Below are 18,364 nucleotides of genomic sequence, written 5' to 3'. Positions count from 1 at the left end.
CCCTAACTTAGGCTGTCCTCGATAAGGGATAGAAGCTCCTGCTGGGTGTGGATGCCTAACTTGCGGTAGAGGTTCTTGCGATGGGTGTTCACGGTGTTTCGAGAGATGAACAGCGTCTTCTCGATATAACCTGCGTCGCGGCCACGGGCCAGCAGCATGAATATCTCGTACTCGCGCTCCGTGAGGCCGAAGGCGGCGGCCACATCACGGCAACGGTCGTCCAGCGACTCGTGGGACAGCTTCAGCAACCGCGGGGAAAGCAGGAGCAGGGTGCGCTCGGGCAGCACGAAGACGTAGGCGACCACAAGCACCGTGACGGCAGCAAACCCCACATAAGGCAGAAGCTCGGCGCCGATGTGGCCCGCGGCGTACCACTGCATGAGCTTCGCCGCCGCGAACCCGCAGGGCAGCGCCAGGAACTGAAGCCCGAAGACGCAGCCGATGACCCGGCGCGGAGCTAGCTTGCGCATGAACACCACGGCCCAGGCGAGAATCCACATGGTAGCGCTGATGAGCGCATAGGCCACATACACCACCGCGTAGGAGAAGAACAGGTGGTGATAGGACAGCGGCAGCGCCACCGATCCCATCACGGCCAAGGCGAAGGCAGCGCGGTAGAACAGCTCCATGCGGTAGGCCCGCCAGCGCTCCATCAATCCCAAAATGACGCCCATGACGAGAATGGCCGCCCCCAGCACGCAAACATAGACGAGCCAGAACAGCCCCTCGTCCAACGGCTCGCTCGTCATGACCACGTTGCAGGTCCACACGAACTCGACGGTGAAGGCGAAGCAGAAAAGCGCCCCGGACAGCCGTGCCGTCACGTGATCCGAACCGACGTCCGCGCCCGCGGGTACCGTCGGGCGCATCGTGGACGCTGGACGAATCGCAACCGCGGATACTATCTCGGACAGCTCGTCACCGAACCCGCGCAAGCACCACCACGACAGCAGCGGCAACACTCCGGCGAGCGCGCCCTTGGCCACCGCCCCCATGAACCCCACAGCCACGAAGGGAACCCATTGCACGCAGAGCGCCGCGCACAGCGCCACGAGAATCTCCCGCATGTCGAAGACGGCGATGACCGATCCCCAGGCCAGGGTGAAGACGGCGATGAAACAGCCGGCGCCCGCTCCGAGCACCATGGCGAGAAGCCACATGCCCGGACCGTTGGAGGTGGCCAGGGCGCTGAGGGCCACCCCGCCCACGGCGCAGGCCGCCCCGAGCACGGCAGCGGCGGCCAGGAAGCGGCGCCAACGACGCGGACGTCCCTCCCCTTCCTCGGCAACCCGTTTGCGGGGGCCGGGCCAGAGCGCTGCGACGATGAGCCCCGCCACCGCCAGGACGCACGCGGCGACGAAGAACGGATCGCGCACGACTCCGCCGCCATAGATTACGGTGTCGCGCAGAAGCCCCTCGAAGCAAATGAGCAGGTTCGTCCAAGAAACGAAGGCGGCGAGCCCGACAAGCAGCCGCGCCTTCGCACCATCGAGCGTCACAACGAGAAAGGGCTCGCGTGTCGGCGCGGCGACATTCGGCGCCCCGGCCATACATCTTCCTCTTTTCCCCTCCCGCTCTTCCATGTCCGGAACCTCATCGCTGCTTTGCGTCTCAGCCATGATTCGCGCCTCCCTCGCCCGTTCCATCCATTGGCTCCCCTCGCCATTATACGTCGTGCACCCGTGCGGGGCTGAAATTTTCTTGCGCAATCTACCAGGGAAAATGGAAAATTCACCTTCTCGTGGTGAGGGAGATTTGTCCCATTTCACCACCTCGTCGGTATGGATGGGAGCCGCTGGGCCGTGCATAGTCGATTGCGGCCGCGCCGAAAAGGCGGCCACGAACCGAGATCGCGCGAGAACCTGGTCGTGCAGATCTGAGAAACCGAAGGAAAGGGGATGGGACGATGACGAACCATCATGACGACGGCCTGCGCGGGCGCATTCCGCTCAGCCGCCGCAACTTCCTGGCCGGGGCCGGCGTACTCGCCATGGGCGCCGCCAGTGCCGGCATGATCGCCGGATGCAGCCCGGCACCTGCCGCCGAGAGCGACGCTCCGGCCAAGGGCGGCGCGGCCATGGCCGAGACCGGGGCTGCCGCAGCCGCCACGGGCAACGAGGGCAAGACCATGGGCGAGGTGCTCGGCGCCGGCTGGCTCGGCGAGGAGCCGGAGATCGCCGATGACGCCATCGCCAGCGTGACCGACGCGGACATCGTCGTCTGCGGCGCGGGCCACGCCGGCACCGCCGTGGCCCGCCGCGCCAGCGAGCTGGGGAAGAAGGTCGTGGTCGTGGAGATGCAGCCCGAGGACACCTTCAGCGCGCTCGGCAACGACATCGGGCATTTGAACTCCTCCTGGCAGGTCGACCGGGTGGGCATTCCGGAGTACTCCGTCGTCGACTTCATGAACGAGTACCAGATGTACGCCGCCGGCCGCGCCCAACCGACGCTGATCTCCCAGTTCGCCAATCGCTCCGGCGAGGCGCTCGATTGGTTCATCGACGGGTATACCGAGCAGGAGAAAGACGAGCTCATCCCGCTCAACTGGCCGGTGGTGGACGGGTACCAGTACAAGAAGAACGGCTTCACCTCCTACGTGGGCACCTGCCAGTTCGGCGGCTCGGTGGGTATGACCGACGCCGTGAAGCGCTCCCAGGACAAGGCGAAGGCCGCCGGCGCTCAGTTCGTCTACGGCCAGGCCGGCGTGCGCCTCGTGCACAACGAGGACGGCACCGAGGTAACCGGCCTTATCGCCAAGGACTCCAACACCGGCGAGTACCACCAGTACAATGGCGACGCCGTGGTGCTGGCCTGCGGCGACATCGGCAGCAACTCCGCCATGTACAACGCCATCTGCCGCGAGAACTACGAGCTGGGCGAGTACAAGGACTGCGCGGCCATGTCCGGTCGCGACGGCAGCGGCATCGCCATGGGCATGCGCATCGGCGCCAAGGTGGAGATTGCCACCGGCGGCGACATGGGCAGCCATGCCTTCATCCCGCTGTCCCCCATGGAGGGCATTGAGTGCCTGTGGCTCAACAAGTACGGCGAGCGCTACTGCAACGAGGCCTTCGGCGGCCCGCTTTTGTCCGGCTGCGCCGGAGCCCGCGAGCCGGGCGACCGAGCCTATCTTATCTGGGGCGGCGATTGGAAGGAAGTGTTCCTGAACCAGCTGGCGGGGCACCTCGCCCCCAAGGAATGGGACGCCGAGACCGTCGCGAACATGGAGGCCACCATGGAGGCGGCCATCGGCTCGGGCGCCGAGGGCGACGACACCTCCGGCAAGTTCCTCTACTGCGCCGACACCCTGGAGGAGCTCTGCGACTTCATGGGCATGGAAGAGGGCGTGAAGGCCAACGCACTGGCCGCCGTGGAGAAGTGGAACGCCGCCGGCGACGCGGGTGCGGACACCGAGTTCGGCCGCGATCCCGAGACCATGTGGCCCATCAAGCAGGGCCCCTTCTACGGCTACCCCTGCGGCAAGCGCATCGGCGGCGGCTCGCTCGTGGCCACCTCGGGCCTGCTCGTTACCGGGCGCCAGCAGGTGCAGGGCCAGGGCTTCGAGCCCATCAAGGGCCTGTTCGCCTGCGGCAACAATTCCGGCGGCCGCTTCCCCATGGGCTACAACGGCATCATGAACGGCGTATCCATCGGCATGTGCCTGTGCCTCGGCTACACCCTGGGCGAGTTTTTGGCCACCGAGGACTTCGACCGCTACTGCACCCTGGGTGCCGGCAACGCCGACATCAAGCAGTCCGACAAGGGTATGCAAGGACCGCCTCCCGGCCAGGGCGGCGCTCCTGCCGAAGGCGGCGCTCCTGCCGGCGACGGCGGCGCACCCGCAGAGGGCGGCGCCCCGGCCGACGGCGATGCCCCTGTTGGCGGTGCGCCCGCCTAAGCGCCCGGCCCGTCGCGACACCCGGCTTTTCCGCCGACTCGGAGCGCCTGCTCCCTCCTCCCCCTCCGTCAGGCGCCCCCGAGCATAAGAGAAGGCCTCCCACTCCGGGAGGCCTTCTCTCCTCTATCTAATGACTGCTAACTCTTACGCGTAAAACAGGATTTCATTATAAGTGGGCACCGGCCACGCTTCGCGCTCGACGATGATCTCCATGGCGTCAACGGCCGCGCGCAGGGCGTCCATCACGGGAATGATCTCGTGGGCGTTCATGTCGGCGCGCTTCTGCTGATCCTCCACTTCCAGAGAGGCGTAATGCAGCTCGTGCAGCCTCTCCAGTTGGCGGTTGATCTCGGCGGCGCCGGCCACGAGCTTCTCCAGCTTGTCCTTCATGAACGACGTGTCGCCCTCCGGAAGCACGTTCTTGATGGCCGTGATGCCGTTGGCGAGCTTGGCGGCGTAGCGGTTGATGGCCGGCAGGTAATCGCGGCGCACCAAGCGCTTCATGGCGCGGATCTCGATGTTCATGATCTTGTTGTACTTCTCCAGCTTCACCTCGTAACGGGAACGGATCTCGTCCTCGGTGAGCACGCCGAACTCGGTGAACAGATCGATGGACTTCTGATCGATCAGGCAGGGCAGCGCATCGGCCGTGGTGCGATGGTTGGCCAGACCGCGGCGAGCGGCCTCCTTCTCCCATTCCGCCGAATAGCCGTCGCCGTTGAAGATGATGCGCTCGTGGTCGCGCAGGGTGCGCTTGATGTAGTCGATGGCGGCTGCCTCGAACTCCTCGCCGGTCTTGCCTTCCATCTGGTCGGCGAATTCCTTCAGCGACTTAGCCATGGCCGTATTCAGTACCATGTTCACGTCGGAGAGGTTCTGGGCGGACCCGGGCATGCGGAACTCGAACTTGTTGCCGGTAAACGCGAAGGGACTCGTACGGTTGCGGTCGGTGTTGTCCTTGATGAAGTTCGGCAGCACGTCCACACCGAGGTCCATGGACACGCGCTCGGCCGAGGTGTAGTCGTGATCGTCGATGAGCGCATCGACGATGGCGCCCAGCTCATCGCCGAGGAACATGGACACGATGGCCGGGGGCGCCTCGTTGGCCCCGAGGCGATGGTCGTTGCCGGCGCTCGCCGCCGACATGCGCAAAAGCTCCTGGTACTCGTCGACTGCCTCGATGACGCCGGTGAGGAACACGAGGAAGCGAAGGTTCTCCATGGGGTTCTCGCCGGGATCCAGCAAGTTGCGGCCACCGGCGGAAATGGACCAGTTGTTGTGCTTGCCCGACCCATTGATGGACTCGAAGGGCTTCTCGTGCTGCAGGCATACCAGGCCGTAGTGGCTGGCCAGAAGCTTCATCTTCTCCATGGTGAGCAGGTTCTCGTCCACCGCTCGGTTCGTCTCGGCGAAGATGGGCGCCAGCTCGTGCTGGGCCGGAGCCACCTCGTTGTGCTTGGTCTTCGCGGAAATGCCCAGCGCCCACAGCTCATCGTCGAGCTCCTTCATGAACTCGTTCACCGTGGGGCGAATGGCGCCGAAGTAGTGCTCCTCCAGCTCCTGGCCCTTCACCGGCGGATAGCCGAACAGCGTGCGGCCCGTGAGCATGATGTCGAGGCGCTTCTCATAGTCCTTCTCGGAGATGAGGAAGTACTCCTGCTCGGCGCCGAGGGTGGTGGTCACGCGGTCGGACGAATCGTCGCCGAACAGATCGAGCACGCGGCGTCCCTGGGTCTCGATGGCCTTCATGGAGCGCAGAAGCGGCGTCTTCTTGTCGAGCGCCTCGCCGGTGTAGCTGCAGAAGGCCGTGGGGATGCAGAGCACCTCGTCCTTGATGAAGGCGTAGGAGGTGGGATCCCACGCGGTGTAGCCGCGGGCCTCGAAGGTGGCGCGCAGGCCGCCGGAGGGGAAGCTGGAGGCGTCGGGCTCGCCCTGGATGAGCTCCTTGCCGGAGAAGGTCATGATGGCGCAGCCGTCATCGGTGGGATCGATGAAGCTGTCGTGCTTCTCGGAGGTGATGCCCGTCAGCGGCTGGAACCAGTGAGTGTAATGGGTAGCGCCCTTCTCGATGGCCCACTCCTTCATGGCATGGGCGACGACGTTGGCCACGTCCTCGTTTAAGGGCGCGCCCTCCTTGATGGTCTTCATCAGCTGCTTGTAGGTGGTCTTCGGCAGACGCTCGCGCATCACATGCTCGTTGAACACCATGGAGCCGTACAGATCGGTCACTTTCGACATAACGGGTTCGCTCCTCACTCGGGTCGATGATCGGAATAAGATACCACGTCGGAGCCACCGCAACGGCTGCACCCGGCACGTTCCAAGTTAATGGCGCATTGTTTCGAGGAGTTTTCTGGTAAGCGAAACCGACGTTACGAAAGGGGCGGTTCGTTTTCACGCCCCACGCAAAACGACCCCGCCGAGGCAGGGTCGTTGAGGAATTAAGATCGCGCTCGACAAATGGCAGCGCGTATTCGGCGCAACACGACGGTGTGCCTAGGGTGCAGCTAATCGATATGTTTCCCGTAGCGTTCCTCGGTGATCTCGTCCAGGGTGCGGCCCTGGGTGTTGGGGCACCAGATGACGCCCACCACGAGCGACACCAGAAGGAAGCCGCACATGATGATGCCGGCAGTCACGAAGCCCGCCGGGGTTTCCACGCCGAGGCCCGCCACGGCCACGAGCGACCAGATGCCCAGCACGCCGCGCACCAAAAAGAACATGATGCCCTGCACGCCGCCGCGATACAGCGTCGGGAACAGCTCCGTCGACCACAGCGCATAGAAGCACTGGGCCGAGAAGCCGGCTGAGATGCCCCACAGCGCCACGAACACCCACAGAAGCCAGCCCCAGCTATCGGCCGTGCCCGCTTCCAGCTGCATGCCGAAGAACACCATGACCACCCAGGCCGCCAGCGCCATCACGGCCGTGGCCGCGAACAGGATGCGATGCGGGATCTTGTCGCCGAACTTCGAGAAGATGGCAAGCGAACCCACCGCCGTGAGGATCCACATGACCGCCTGTAGAAGCGAGATGGTCGTGTCGTCCAAATGCCCGGCCGCCGCGTACATGTAGGGCATGAACTGGCCCATGGTGCCGGCCACAATGTTCCACGTCAGGTACACCGCCACCAGGAACACGATAGACTTCACGTTCACCGAATTGGTCAGCGCGCGGCCCATCATCTGGATGAAGGTGTCGCGCTTGCCCTCAGCCGCGGACTGCTTTTCCGTCCAGTCCTTCGACTCCTCCAGCTTGCGCTGCAGATTCCACGCGATGAGCGCCACCACGAACAGGATGAGGAACAACAGACGCATGGCGAACAGGCCGTCGAAGGGCCCGTAGGTGCCCGCCGGCAGAAGCGCGCCATCCGGCCCGAAGGTGGGGAAGATGAACGAGAACAAAAGCGCGATGAGGAAGATGACCGCCGGGCCGCAGGACCAGGCGAACTGGCTGATGCCGATGTTGGCGGCGCGGCTCGTGGAGGAGGACATCTCGGAGATGTAGCTCCACGACGACGGTACGCCGGCGCCCACGGACAGGCCGGAAATGACGATGCCGGCGCAGAGCATGGGCAGGTTCACCGCGCACATAATGAGGAAGACGCCCGTGGCGTACACGAGCAGGTTATAGGTGTAGATGAACTTGCGCCCGAAGCGGTCGGCCAGAAAGCCACCGATGAGCGCGCCCACCGCCGCGCCGAAGGCATTCGCGCCCACGGCGCCCAAGATGGACACCCACACGTTGTCGAAGTTGAAAGCAATCGCCCAGGCCGCCAGCGCCACACCCGAGGCCACGATGCAGCCGGAGTCGAGGAAGTTGGTGAGTGATACGGCGATGGTGCCTTTTTTCTCTTGGGACAGAGCCATAGTTTTGCAGACCCTTTCTTAGTTGCTTAGTTGTCGGTCGCCGAAGCCGCGGGGAAATCCAGCATGGCCTCGTTGATCTTGACGTTGAACTCGCGGCCGATCTGCCGCAGCCCCTCGTCGGTGATGGTGTTCAGGAATTCGCCCGAGCCGCCGTTCATGGCGCGGGCGCGCCCGTAGATGTCGGCGGCCTTCTCGATGGTGTGCAGAAGCCCGAAGGTACTATCGAAGTCGGCGCCGGAGACGAACAGGCCGTGACTCGCCCACACCACCGCGTCGAAGGTCTTCATCTGCTCGGAGGTGGCCCGGGCGATGTCGGCCCCACCGGGCACCATCCAGGGCACCACGCCGACGCCAGCCGGGAACACGACGACGCACTCGGTCATGGCCTTCCACAACACGCGCGTGAACGTGCGCGCGTCCAGCGGCAACAGGCAGGAAAGCGCGATGATGTTGGTGGGGTGCGCATGGTAGATGACGCGGCAGGCGCCGTCGGTGGCTGCAGCGCGCACGGCGTGGTTCATGACGTGGGTCGGGAACTCGGACGTGGGACGGCCCCCGTCGTCGAGGCCCCACACGATGCGGTAGGCGTCGCCGGCCGCGGACAGTTCCACAATGCCGATGTTGCGAGAGGGATCGGACGCCACATTGCGCATGTAGTTGCCGGTGCCAGTGACGAGGAAGTACACACCGCCCATAGTCGGCGCCTCAACGCCGAGGGGCGTCCAGGGGCGCGGCTCCTTGTCGAAGAACTTGCGGGCGGTATCCACATCCTCGGGACGCAGGCGGTAGCTGAGGTTGCCGCCGTTGCGCTCGTGCCAGCCCTGCTCCCAGCCATCGTTGCACAGGCGCACGAACCCGCGCACGAACCCCAGCTGCTCCATGGCCACGCCGGACATCGCCCCGCGCGCCGTGTCGATGCCTTGGGAAAGCATCTCCTGTGCCTGATCGAAAAATGCCATATCGTTGCTCCTTGCTTGAAACTCCTCGGGGGCGAGACCACGCGGTATTCTGATTCGCTCAAACAGTCCTCGCTTTGTGAAACAGCCCACTGGGCTGTTTCAGTCGTTGCGGAACTCGCTCGGTCAGAACACCCCGTGTTCTCGCTTAGCTCGACCTTGGTTGAGCTACACGCGCTCGGGCAGGACTTTGGCCTCGTAGGCGGCCACGGCCGGGTACAGCTCGCCATCGAGCGGGCAGCCGGCGCGGCGGCAGTACTCGTCCCACACGGCACCGAAGGGCATGCTCTTCGCCTGCTCGGCCAGCATCATCTTCTCGGTGAACTGGTAGGTGTCCTGCAGCTCCTTCAGGCGCTCGCCCGGCTGCAGCAGCGCGTAGAGCAGCGACTTTTCCATGGCGCGTGTACCCGTGGCCCAGGCGCCCACGCGGTTGATGGAGGCGTCGAAGAAGTCGAGGCCGATGATGACCTTCTCCCACGCGCCCGGGATGTGGGCGATCTCCATGGCCACTTCCTTGGTGGGGTCGTCGAAGAGCACCACGTGGTCGGAGTCCCAGCGCACCGGGCGCGTCACGTGCAGCGGCACCTTGTCGAAGAACAGCAGCAGGGCCGAGAGCTTGTCAGCCACGTTCTCAGTGGGATGGAAGTGACCCAGATCCAGCAGATCGTACACGCCGGGGTGCGTGGCGGCGTAGGCCAGGTAGAACTCGTTGGAACCCACGGTCATCGATTCCAATCCGATGCCGAACACCTTCGATTCGCAGGAGTCGATGACGCGGTCGTACTTCACGGCGTAAATCTCGTCGAGGGAATCGCGCAGGCGCTCGCGCAGGCCAAAGCGGTCGCCGGGCACGTCCTTCAGGCCGTCGGGAATCCAGATGTTGCAGAGCGTCTGGTCATCGAGCGCCTCGCCGATCTGCTGGGAGATCTTGCGGCAGGCCTTGCAGTGGCGGATCCAGAAGTCGCGCGTCGCCGCATCAGGCGAGGACAGCGACAGCTCGTTGTTCATCATGGGGTGGCCGAAGATGGTGGGGTTGAAATCGATGCCGTAGCCGTGCGCCTTCGCCCACGCGACCCAGGGCTCGAAGTGCTTGTACTCCAGGACGTCGCGGTCGACCCAGGGGTTCTCGTCGGTGAAGACGGCGTAGGAGGCGTGCAGGTTGATGCGCTTGGCGCCGGGCACGAGGGCCATGGCGGCCTCGAAGTCACAGGTCAGCTCCTCGAAGGTACGGGCGCGACCGGGATAATTGCCTGTAGCCTGGATGCCGCCGGAAAGGCCCCCTTCCTGGTCGAAGCCGAGCACGTCGTCGCCCTGCCAGCAGTGCACCGAGATGGGCTTGGCGGCCAGCTTTTCCATCACCGCCTCGGTATCGATGCCGAGGGCGGCGTACTCCTCGCGGGCCAAATCGTACATGGTAGTCATCGGGTTTCCTTTCTGTTGCCGTATCAAGAAACTATTTGTTCGTGCACAAAAATCGACTTATATAGCGTTCGTTCGGGCGAAATTGCAGGTTTTCCGACTTATATAGCGTTTCCCACTGCTCTCTTCCCTTTCGAAACGCTATATATCTCGATTTTTGTGCATTTCGACGCCACATTTTGTCACCAGGCGAACCAGGGCCAAGGAATCGGGGCACCTCGCGAAACCGCCGAATGCAAGCGAGGCCATCACGGTTCCACCTTCTGCACGTCGAAGGACTCCGCGATGGCAGCGCGGACGGCCTTGAGGTGCGGGAACACCCCGTCGGCGAGCATCTGCACGGCTAGGTTGCCGAGCGCGGTGCCCTCCACGGGACCGGCGTACACGGGAAGGCCGCACACCTCGGCAGTGCGGCGGTTCAAGTGGCCGTCGCGGCAGCCGCCCCCGACGATGTTGATGGATTTGTAGCCGTGTCCCGCCAGCGAGCTCAAGCCTTCCACGGCCTCGCGGTAGCAGCGCGCCAGGCTCTCGTAGACGCAGAGCATCAGCTCGCCCAAGGTCTGCGGCACCGCCTGGCCCGTCTCCTCGCAGGCTTCCAAAATCTCCTCGATCATGGAATCAGGCGAGAGGAACCGATCGTCGTTCACGTTCACAATAGAAGCCTGAACGCCCGCGCATTCCGCCTCGTCAGCGGCGCGGATAAGATCCTCGAAGCCCACTTCCTGACCGAGGCCCTCCACACGCATGTACTGGTGCAGGCGGCCCTTGCGGATGGCCTTCTCGTCCACAACGTAGGTGATGCCGTTCAGCTCGCGGCGAATGGATTGGATCATCCACAGCCCCATGATGTTCTTCAGGAAGCGGTACCGGAAGTGGTAGCCGCCCTCATTGGTGAAGTTTTCGCCGTAGGCCGCCGCCGTGGTGAGCGGGCTGCGGTTCTCCACGCCGAGCAGGCTCCACGTGCCCGAGGAGAGGAACACCGCGGGCAAATCGCACGCGGGAACCGCCAGAAACGCGCTGCCGGTGTCGTGGGTGGCGGGCAGCACCACGCACGTGTCGTAGCCGATCTTCTCGGCGATAGAGGGCTTCACCGGCCCCAGGCACGCCCCGGCCATGGTGACGTTGCGGAAGAGGCGCCGCGGGATGTTGAAGCGGGCCAGCACCGTTTCGTCCCAAGCGCCGGTCTCGGCGTTCAGAAGGCCGGTCGTAGAGGCGTTGGTGTACTCGAGGGCCTTCTCGCCGGTCAGCAGAAAGCCCAGGTAATCGGGGATCATAAGGAAGGTCTCAGCCGCTTCCAGCTGTTCGGGGTTCTCGCGCTGCAGGGCCAGGAACTGATAGATGGTGTTGAAGGGCTGGCGCTGGATGCCCGTGCGGCGGTAGAGCTCTTCGGGGCTCATGATGGCGTCGGCCACCTCGAACATGCCCTGAGTGCGCTCGTCGCGATAGGCCACGGCGTCGCCCACCAGGTTGTCGTCAGCATCCAGCAGGACGAAATCGACGCCCCAGGTGTCGATGCCGACGGATTTCGGCGCGAACCCCGCCTCCTTGCACAGGGCAAGCCCGCGCACGAGCTCGCCGTAGAGCAGGTCGATGTCCCAGCAATCGTGGCCGCCCCGGCGCACCTGGCGGTTGTCGAATCGGTGCACCTCTTCCAAATGGATGCGGCCGTCTTCCACAAAGCCCACCACCACGCGGCCCGAGGAGGCTCCGATGTCCACCGCCGCATAGCAGTCGCGCCGCAGATCACGGGCAGAATGCGCCATGTCGCCATTCCTATCTTCGCACGCCAACAGGGCCCCCGTTTTGGGCGAACCCCGCTGACCATGAGCGTATTTCTCAACTTTTACCTGGGAAAACGCACAAGCCATTAATGCGGCGCACAGTGTACCAGCAAAGGGGCCCTCTGCAAGGGCGCGCGCCCAAAGAGGTGGCGGCCTGTAACAAATCAACAACAATGACTTCATGGGTCGTCATTGAAAGGGGCCCGGACGAACCGGGCCCCTCGAGGGAGAACACCTGCTCGGATGCCCTCCCTTGTAGCCAATCGTGCAGCTTCAAACAGCCGCCCCTAGCCTTCCGGCGCGAAGGCGATAAAGGTAGCGGTATCCGGCTCCGGGCTTACCCCGCCACGCTCGTTGACCGAGCGCACGAGCAGGCAGTAGGTTCCCGGCACCTCGGGGGTGTACTCGAACGTCCAGTGAACCCATCGATCGCCCGTGGAGGCGGACACGTCGTAGTCGGTCCAGTTCTCGCCGTCGTCCAACGAGAACTGCACCGTTACAATGGGCACGCCGTAGTCCTCGGCGTAGCCCTCGAAGCGCACCGGGCGCCCCACCTCCACCGACAGCGGCGCTATCATCGCGATCTACTCCTGCGCGCCTGTCAGCACGCCGGCGTTCGGGCTGTTGGGATGCTCGTCGGCCTCGCCGGGCACGGCCGGCGCCTCGTCCTCGGCCGACACCACGATCTCCACCACATCGCGCACGAAGTAGTTCGCGGGCGTGCGGGTCATCCACAGCTGGTTGCTCCCGCCCACCGAGGCGGTGAGCGCCTCCTCGTTGATCTCGTAGCTGAGCACGCCGTGGCGCCCGATCACGTAGCCGAGCGGCAGCATGGTCTCGGTGCCATCGGCCGACACGAACGTCACCGCGTTGGCCCCGGGCTGCACGCCGGCGCGCTCCAGAATGGACTCGATCGGAATGCCCTTCACGTTCGCCGTAACGATGGCGCGACCGCCCGCAGGGTTGCCGCCGCAGGTGCACGTCATCTTCTGCTGCACCGACTCGTCGCCGGCAAGATCGCCCACCGAGGCGGTGTAGGCGTCATTCACCGCGCCCGACACCGTCAGTTGCCAGTCGAGCGGGTTCTCCGAAGCAAACGCAATACCAGCGCCGCACACCACGCGCACAGCCTTCTGGAACATCGTGCGGATCGTCTCGTTGGGTGTGACGGCCTCCTGGTCGTAGGAGAAGACGCCCTCGGCTCGGGCCACCTTCACCGCACCGGCCACGGCGGCGTTCTCGCCCACCTCCGCTTGCGGGTCGGCGGCTGCATTCCCGTCAGCGCCATCGCCCGGCGCCACCGCCAAGGCCGGCACCGCCGACATGGACGCGATCATCGTCAAACTCGCCAAGGCGCCAGCCGCGGCCCGGCCCTTCGATTTCAAATCTTTCATGGTCTCCCCCTACTCCACCGTGAACATGAACTGGGTATCGTACTGGCTCACGTGATCGGAGCCGTCCGGCGCGATGCTCGTCGTGCGGATATCCATCAGGTACGTCCCGGCCTCGGGCGGCGTGAAGTCCATGCGCCAGTAGGTCCAGTACTTGGAATCGTTATTCGGCGTGTCCAGCGTCGTCCAGGTCGCGCCGTGGTCGAAGGAGAACTCGAGCTTCTTGATGGGCTCGTTCCACGCGTCGGCGAAGCCCTCCAGATGCACCGGTTTGGCCTCGTCGCCCGTGAGCACCACATTGGTGGGGTAGTTCAGCACGCCGCTGTTGGGCTTGGAGTACACTTCGCCCGTGCAGTCGTCGGCGAACTCGCCCAGGTACACCTGACTCATGGCGGCATCCTCAGGCTGAGTCATGAACGTGAGGTTGCTGATGCGCTTCACGAAATTGCCGCCGGAGGTGTTGTACACCCACACCATGCAGGGGTAGCCCTGGGTGTTCGGCAGCGTCTCGCCATCCATCTTTGTGACGAGGATGGCGTTGTTGTCCACCACCCAATCGATGGGCATCTGGGCGTAGTCGTAGCCATCCGAGCCGATGGGGCTCACGATGTTCGCACTGGCCTTGGGCTTCGCGAACTCGATGACCTTCGACAGCGGAATGCCCTCCACCTCGCTCTGCATGATGGTGGCCTGGCCCACGCCGTTGATGGTGCAGTCCATCTTCATGACCTGCTTCACGGTGCCGAACTGCTCTTCCATCTCGGGAAGGGTCATGGTCACCGGATTGTCGCAGTCGCCGTCGATGGAGACGGTCCAGTTCTCGTAGATGGACGGATCCACCTGTGTGTCGTCCACGAGCCACTCGGACGGCTCGTCCTTCACCGTCTTGAAGAAGCGATTCTCGGCCGGAGTGATCGTGGTCTGGTCGTAGCTCGTCGTCACCTGGACCTCTTCGGCGGCCACGTCGGTGATGCCGTGGTAGAGGTTGTACTTGTAGTCGTCCCAACGGCCGAGGGTCTGCGTCTCCACGTCGTTGTAGTGGCACGAGAAGCAGGTGCCGCCCTGGCTCGTGAACATCGCGTTCGTCATGTGGGTGTTGTGGATGGCCTCGCCCAGGTAGTTCGTTCCCTGGTAGGTCTTGGAATGGCACGCAATGCAGTTCGCGAAGGTCTGCTCGGTGGGATAGCCGAAGAAGATCAGGCGATGGTAGGTGGGCAGACTCATGATGGCGCTCTCAAGCGTGTGGCACGAGGTGCAGCCGCGGTTCTCGGCGTTCAGGTACGTAATGTTGAACGCGCGATCGTCGGAAGGCACTGGCTGCACGGTGAACCCGTTGCGGTCGGTGTAGCGAAGCGGCTCGTTGGCCTCGGCGTTGGCGGCGTTCTTCTCGCTGTTCTTATAGAAACCGGGCAGGGCGGTCACGCCGTCCACGAAGCGGCCCTCCGTGGGGAACCCGCTGATACTGGCCAGCTGATCGCTGTAGCCGTCACTTGTCGCCGGTGCCGGCTCGGTTGTTGTCGTGGAGTCAGCCGTCTTGTCGGCCCCATCGCTCGGCGCGGCAGCCGGAGTGCAGCCCCAGGCCAGGCATCCCGCTCCCAAAACGCACGCGAGCACCGCCGCGCACGCAATCCCCTTGCGCGAGCGCCGCCCCGTTCTCGTTGCTTGCTCTCTCATAGCTCCTCCTTAGGTTTTGGAAAATAGGTTCCCCTGACGCTTCGCGCCTCCTTTCCGGGCTTTCGAAACTTGATGGAATTGGAATGGGCGCTGCGCCGGCACCCGTGTGCGGCCGCAGCGCTTAATCCCGGGTTGGACTTCGCCGTATCAGGCCGTCGCTGTCGGCGATAGAGGCACGTCGAAAGTCGTAGTGCTCGGTGTACATCTTGTCGAGCAGCGCCTTCTCGTAGAAACCGATGTCGCGGTTGTACAGCGCGGAAGCCTCGTCGGTAGCGCGAAATTCCGGACGCAGCCGCCCCTCGTCGTCGTAGTAATGCAGATAGGCTTCGGCGCAATGCTCGCGCAAATAGGCCCGGCACCGCTCGTGCAAGTCGTCGTTGGCGAAGAAGAAGTGCCGCACGCCATCGTCGCTCTGTTGGAGAAAGCCCAGATCCATCAGGCGCCCGAAATCGCTGCGGGCGCTCGGATAGGAAATGGCATAGCGCCTCATATGGATGTCGTAGGTGAATTCCGCGTTGCTATGCAGCACCGCCTCGAGCAGCACTTCCTTCTGGCGGGCGTTCATCGAGCCGTCGGCGTCGATGATGGCGCGCAGCCGATCGCGTCGCCGGCTCATGCCCTCGAGTTTGGTCATCACCCAGCGCTGCTCTTCCAAAATAAGCTCGACGGCACGTTCGAACACGAACGTCCAATCGTAGGTGCCGTCGTATTCCACGGCCAGATCCCCCGGCTCGAACGGCAGCGTCGGCGCGTCCGCCTCGGCGGCGTAGCGCCCGCGCTCTTGGGCGCACAGGGCGCTGTCGGTACCGTAGAGCAAGCGCATAACGGGGACATGGGCCGAGAAATGGTAGCCCGAGCGATGAAGGAGCAGCAAGTACAGCAGGTAGGCGAACGGGGCATTGCCCACAGGGAACATACCCGATGTGCTCACGAAGAACAGAGCCGTCAGCGCCACAATAAGGCGATGGTCGCCGCACTGGCCCTTGAGGGGGCCGGTGTCCCCATTGATGAACGAGCAGAGCAGCTCGAGTCCCTCGACTCGAGCGGAAACGTCCTCGGGAACCGCCTCGATGCCGGCCACCAGCCTGGCGTAGAGCATCTCAACGAAAGCGGGGGTGATCGCCTCGTCGCGGTACTCCTCTATTGACAGCAGCACCTTGCCGGCATTGGCCGCCAGAAGTTCGATACCGCATTCCGGCTCGCAGGCATGCACGCACACGCGCCGCAGCCGCGCGACATCGATGTCGGGATGCTCGAGGCCGATGGCGTACACCACCTCGTTGGCCGCCATATTCAGCTCCAGATGGCCGCCTTCCGGATCGTAGAAGATGCGCCCGTAATGGGACGCAAGCCCCTCGTTGATCTGGAACGTTTCGAGAAGAGCCTCCAGGTGCCAAGTGGGATCGTACCAACAGCGGGCCGAAGCCGAAAGCGGCGGCAGATCGTGCCCGAGACCGCGGCGCAAGCTGTTGATGGAAAACCAATACAGCGCCGCATCCTCGGGAGTGACACCGAGCGATTCCGCCAAACTGTCGTAGGTTTGCGCCCGCTGGGAGGCGATGCGCAGAGCCCGATCGAGCAGCGGTGCCGAGCGAAATGCCGGTTTGGATTCCACGATTGTCCCCTCCCCTTTGCTCTCCCATTTTTCCTCCGAACGAAGCTATGTTCTCAGAAAGACGCGCCCCACTTCAAGAGGCTGGGCGCGCGCTAGAAAGTTTTTACCACCCCCTCGGCGCCCCCTCGGGAAGCCTTTCCGCCCATCGCGAAAGTATCTGGGCACAAAAAAGCCCGCTGCGGACAGCGGGCTTTCGGTTGCAGTATTGCGGCAACACCGATAAACGATGCGCGGCTCCAAACTTAGCGCTTGGAGAACTGCGGGCGCTTGCGGGCCTTCTTCAGACCGTACTTCTTGCGCTCCACCATACGAGCGTCACGCGTGAGGTAGCCGGCCTTCTTCAGCTCGGCGCGGTAGTCGCCGGCCTCCAGCAGAGCGCGGGAGATGCCGTGACGCAGAGCGCCAGCCTGACCGGACACGCCGCCGCCGTCGATGCGAGCCTTCACGTCGAAGTGGCCGGTGGTGTCGGTCACCTTGAAGGGGGTCATCGCGTAGTTGAACAGCGCCTCGCGGCCGAAGTACTCCTGGCCGTCGCGACCGTTGATGGTCACCTTGCCAGTGCCGGGAACGAGACGGACGCGCGCCACCGCGTTCTTGCGGCGGCCGGTGCCGTAGTACAAAGCCTCATCTGCCATGATTAACCCTCCAGATCGATCTTGCGGGGCTGCTGAGCGGCATGGGGATGCTCAGCGCCGACGTACACCTTCAGTTTCTTGCCCATCGCACGGCCCAGCGTGTTCTTCGGCAGCATGCCCTTGACGGCATGCTCGATGACGCGCTCGGGGTGCTTGGTCATGGCCTCGGTGAACGTCTCCTGCTTGAGCCCACCCGGGAACCCGCTGTGACGATAGTAGGTCTTGGTGGCAGCCTTGGTACCGGTGACCTTGATCTTGTCAGCATTGATGATGATGACAAAGTCGCCCGTGTCCACATGGGGGGTGTACTGCGGCTTGTGCTTGCCCTTCAGAATCTGAGCAGCCTTGGTGGCCACACGACCGAGAACCTGATCCTCAGCGTCGATGATGACCCACTCGCGCTCAACCTCACCGGGCTTTGCATGATACGTCTTCACTGTTTTCCTCCAATAGATTGCAGGTTCTGTCGGGCGGCTGAAGCCTCCTCCCCTGCGTCGGCGTGGCAGCCGCGATAGCCGGGGTGGAACCGTCCGCCAGAGTGTTTGTTTTCAAAAGTGCACGATCCTTGGAAGTCGGTTTCCTACGCCGACACGCGGTGCTTCGGGCCTGGACAACCCTCGGCGGTTGCGTTTCCTTGAACCCATGCGTTTACGGGGCTTTTGAAAGCGAACTTTTGCATTCTCACCCGCCCGCGCGCGAATGTCAACGAAACCGCTCCGAGAATGCGAAGAATCGCCAAAACTCCACTGCCGAGCGGCAGGCTGGGAGCACTTCACCGCAGAAGGGAACCATGCACAGAAAGACGATCCCTCTGCAGTAGGGAAGGACGGCCGCCACGTTGCGCTCCGTCGACGAATCAGTCGAAAAATGCACGAGATTGACGGTTATGAGCGTCTAAAGGTTGAGCAACGAGGCGCATTCCAGGAAGACGCTTGAAAAACCCCAGGTCAGAGCATCGCGCGTACAGGAGCACCTTCACAGCTGGCAACCTCGCACCCCTCCAGGGGGGTGCGGACTCCAAGTTGGACACCCAGGTGTCCGGAAGGGAGTTCGAATGTACGACAAGAGGGCCAAGCAGGATGCGCTGGATCTGTGGTTCTCGATGCCCGGCGAGATGTCCGTGGAT

13 protein-coding genes are annotated in these 18,364 nt (G+C 63.7%); 1 reads left to right on the top strand and 12 read right to left on the bottom strand.

The genetic code is table 11. The features are described from left to right. Nucleotides 1–2: 2 nt before the first annotated feature. On the bottom strand, nucleotides 3–1,619 hold the full coding sequence (locus GO707_RS09575; protein WP_198161070.1) for a helix-turn-helix transcriptional regulator: 1,617 nt from the start codon (nucleotides 1,617–1,619) through the stop codon (nucleotides 3–5). Nucleotides 1,620–1,906: 287 nt separating this feature from the next. On the opposite strand from GO707_RS09575, the gene GO707_RS09570 reads away from it, so the two are divergent. Next, nucleotides 1,907–3,898 carry an FAD-binding protein gene (locus tag GO707_RS09570; protein WP_157012887.1) on the top strand — a complete coding sequence of 664 codons (1,992 nt, stop codon included), beginning with the start codon at nucleotides 1,907–1,909 and terminating at the stop codon, nucleotides 3,896–3,898. A gap of 144 nt (nucleotides 3,899–4,042) precedes the next feature. On the opposite strand, the gene GO707_RS09565 is transcribed toward GO707_RS09570, so the two are convergent. The 11 genes from GO707_RS09565 to rplM all read right to left on the bottom strand — a co-directional run bounded on the left by GO707_RS09565 (nucleotide 4,043) and on the right by rplM (nucleotide 17,675). Continuing rightward, nucleotides 4,043–6,136 carry a glutamine synthetase III family protein gene (locus GO707_RS09565; RefSeq protein ID WP_157012886.1) on the bottom strand — a complete coding sequence of 698 codons (2,094 nt, stop codon included), beginning with the start codon at nucleotides 6,134–6,136 and terminating at the stop codon, nucleotides 4,043–4,045. 269 nt (nucleotides 6,137–6,405) lie between these two features. After that, on the bottom strand, nucleotides 6,406–7,767 hold the full coding sequence (locus tag GO707_RS09560) for an MFS transporter (protein ID WP_114540632.1): 1,362 nt from the start codon (nucleotides 7,765–7,767) through the stop codon (nucleotides 6,406–6,408). 26 nt (nucleotides 7,768–7,793) lie between these two features. Then, nucleotides 7,794–8,726, bottom strand: a complete 933-nt coding sequence (gene rhaD, locus GO707_RS09555) for a rhamnulose-1-phosphate aldolase (RefSeq protein WP_157012885.1) — start codon at nucleotides 8,724–8,726, stop codon at nucleotides 7,794–7,796. A gap of 165 nt (nucleotides 8,727–8,891) precedes the next feature. After that, the gene (locus tag GO707_RS09550) at nucleotides 8,892–10,145 is read right to left on the bottom strand and encodes an L-rhamnose isomerase (protein ID WP_157012884.1); all 1,254 of its coding nucleotides are present in this window, start codon (nucleotides 10,143–10,145) and stop codon (nucleotides 8,892–8,894) included. 245 nt (nucleotides 10,146–10,390) lie between these two features. Then, the gene (locus GO707_RS09545) at nucleotides 10,391–11,905 is read right to left on the bottom strand and encodes a rhamnulokinase (RefSeq protein ID WP_157012883.1); all 1,515 of its coding nucleotides are present in this window, start codon (nucleotides 11,903–11,905) and stop codon (nucleotides 10,391–10,393) included. A 305-nt stretch (nucleotides 11,906–12,210) separates the two neighbouring features. After that, nucleotides 12,211–12,501: a molybdopterin-binding protein gene (locus GO707_RS09540; protein WP_114540628.1), complete on the bottom strand. Its 291-nt coding sequence runs from the start codon at nucleotides 12,499–12,501 to the stop codon at nucleotides 12,211–12,213. A gap of 6 nt (nucleotides 12,502–12,507) precedes the next feature. After that, nucleotides 12,508–13,317 carry a molybdopterin-dependent oxidoreductase gene (locus tag GO707_RS09535; protein ID WP_114540627.1) on the bottom strand — a complete coding sequence of 270 codons (810 nt, stop codon included), beginning with the start codon at nucleotides 13,315–13,317 and terminating at the stop codon, nucleotides 12,508–12,510. Between the two features lie 9 nt (nucleotides 13,318–13,326). Beyond that, nucleotides 13,327–14,988 (bottom strand): molybdopterin-dependent oxidoreductase, encoded by a 1,662-nt coding sequence (locus GO707_RS09530; RefSeq protein ID WP_157012882.1) that lies wholly within the window; start codon nucleotides 14,986–14,988, stop codon nucleotides 13,327–13,329. A gap of 121 nt (nucleotides 14,989–15,109) precedes the next feature. Further along, the gene (locus tag GO707_RS09525; RefSeq protein WP_335878779.1) at nucleotides 15,110–16,603 is read right to left on the bottom strand and encodes a hypothetical protein; all 1,494 of its coding nucleotides are present in this window, start codon (nucleotides 16,601–16,603) and stop codon (nucleotides 15,110–15,112) included. A gap of 242 nt (nucleotides 16,604–16,845) precedes the next feature. After that, nucleotides 16,846–17,238, bottom strand: coding sequence for a 30S ribosomal protein S9 (rpsI, locus tag GO707_RS09520; protein WP_022740956.1), 393 nt, complete (start codon nucleotides 17,236–17,238; stop codon nucleotides 16,846–16,848). A 2-nt stretch (nucleotides 17,239–17,240) separates the two neighbouring features. Beyond that, complete coding sequence (gene rplM / locus GO707_RS09515) at nucleotides 17,241–17,675, bottom strand: 50S ribosomal protein L13 (RefSeq protein WP_022740957.1); 435 nt, start codon at nucleotides 17,673–17,675, stop codon at nucleotides 17,241–17,243. Nucleotides 17,676–18,364: the final 689 nt, after the last annotated feature.

Origin of the sequence: Adlercreutzia rubneri, from assembly GCF_009755265.1 — a bacterium.
GTDB classification, from domain to species: Bacteria; Actinomycetota; Coriobacteriia; order Coriobacteriales; family Eggerthellaceae; genus Adlercreutzia; species Adlercreutzia rubneri.
This window is presented reverse-complemented; position numbering and strand designations above follow the sequence as displayed.

Excerpts from the sequence above, each read along its gene's own strand:
- GO707_RS09575 (WP_198161070.1), bottom strand. The coding sequence starts at position 1,619 with ATGGCTGAGACGCAAAGCAGCGATGAGGTTCCGGACATGGAAGAGCGG.
- GO707_RS09570 (WP_157012887.1), top strand. The coding sequence starts at position 1,907 with ATGACGAACCATCATGACGACGGCCTGCGCGGGCGCATTCCGCTCAGC.
- GO707_RS09565 (WP_157012886.1), bottom strand. The coding sequence starts at position 6,136 with ATGTCGAAAGTGACCGATCTGTACGGCTCCATGGTGTTCAACGAGCAT.
- GO707_RS09560 (WP_114540632.1), bottom strand. The coding sequence starts at position 7,767 with ATGGCTCTGTCCCAAGAGAAAAAAGGCACCATCGCCGTATCACTCACC.
- rhaD (WP_157012885.1), bottom strand. The coding sequence starts at position 8,726 with ATGGCATTTTTCGATCAGGCACAGGAGATGCTTTCCCAAGGCATCGAC.
- GO707_RS09550 (WP_157012884.1), bottom strand. The coding sequence starts at position 10,145 with ATGACTACCATGTACGATTTGGCCCGCGAGGAGTACGCCGCCCTCGGC.
- GO707_RS09545 (WP_157012883.1), bottom strand. The coding sequence starts at position 11,905 with ATGGCGCATTCTGCCCGTGATCTGCGGCGCGACTGCTATGCGGCGGTG.
- GO707_RS09540 (WP_114540628.1), bottom strand. The coding sequence starts at position 12,501 with ATGATAGCGCCGCTGTCGGTGGAGGTGGGGCGCCCGGTGCGCTTCGAG.
- GO707_RS09535 (WP_114540627.1), bottom strand. The coding sequence starts at position 13,317 with ATGAAAGATTTGAAATCGAAGGGCCGGGCCGCGGCTGGCGCCTTGGCG.
- GO707_RS09530 (WP_157012882.1), bottom strand. The coding sequence starts at position 14,988 with ATGAGAGAGCAAGCAACGAGAACGGGGCGGCGCTCGCGCAAGGGGATT.
- rpsI (WP_022740956.1), bottom strand. The coding sequence starts at position 17,238 with ATGGCAGATGAGGCTTTGTACTACGGCACCGGCCGCCGCAAGAACGCG.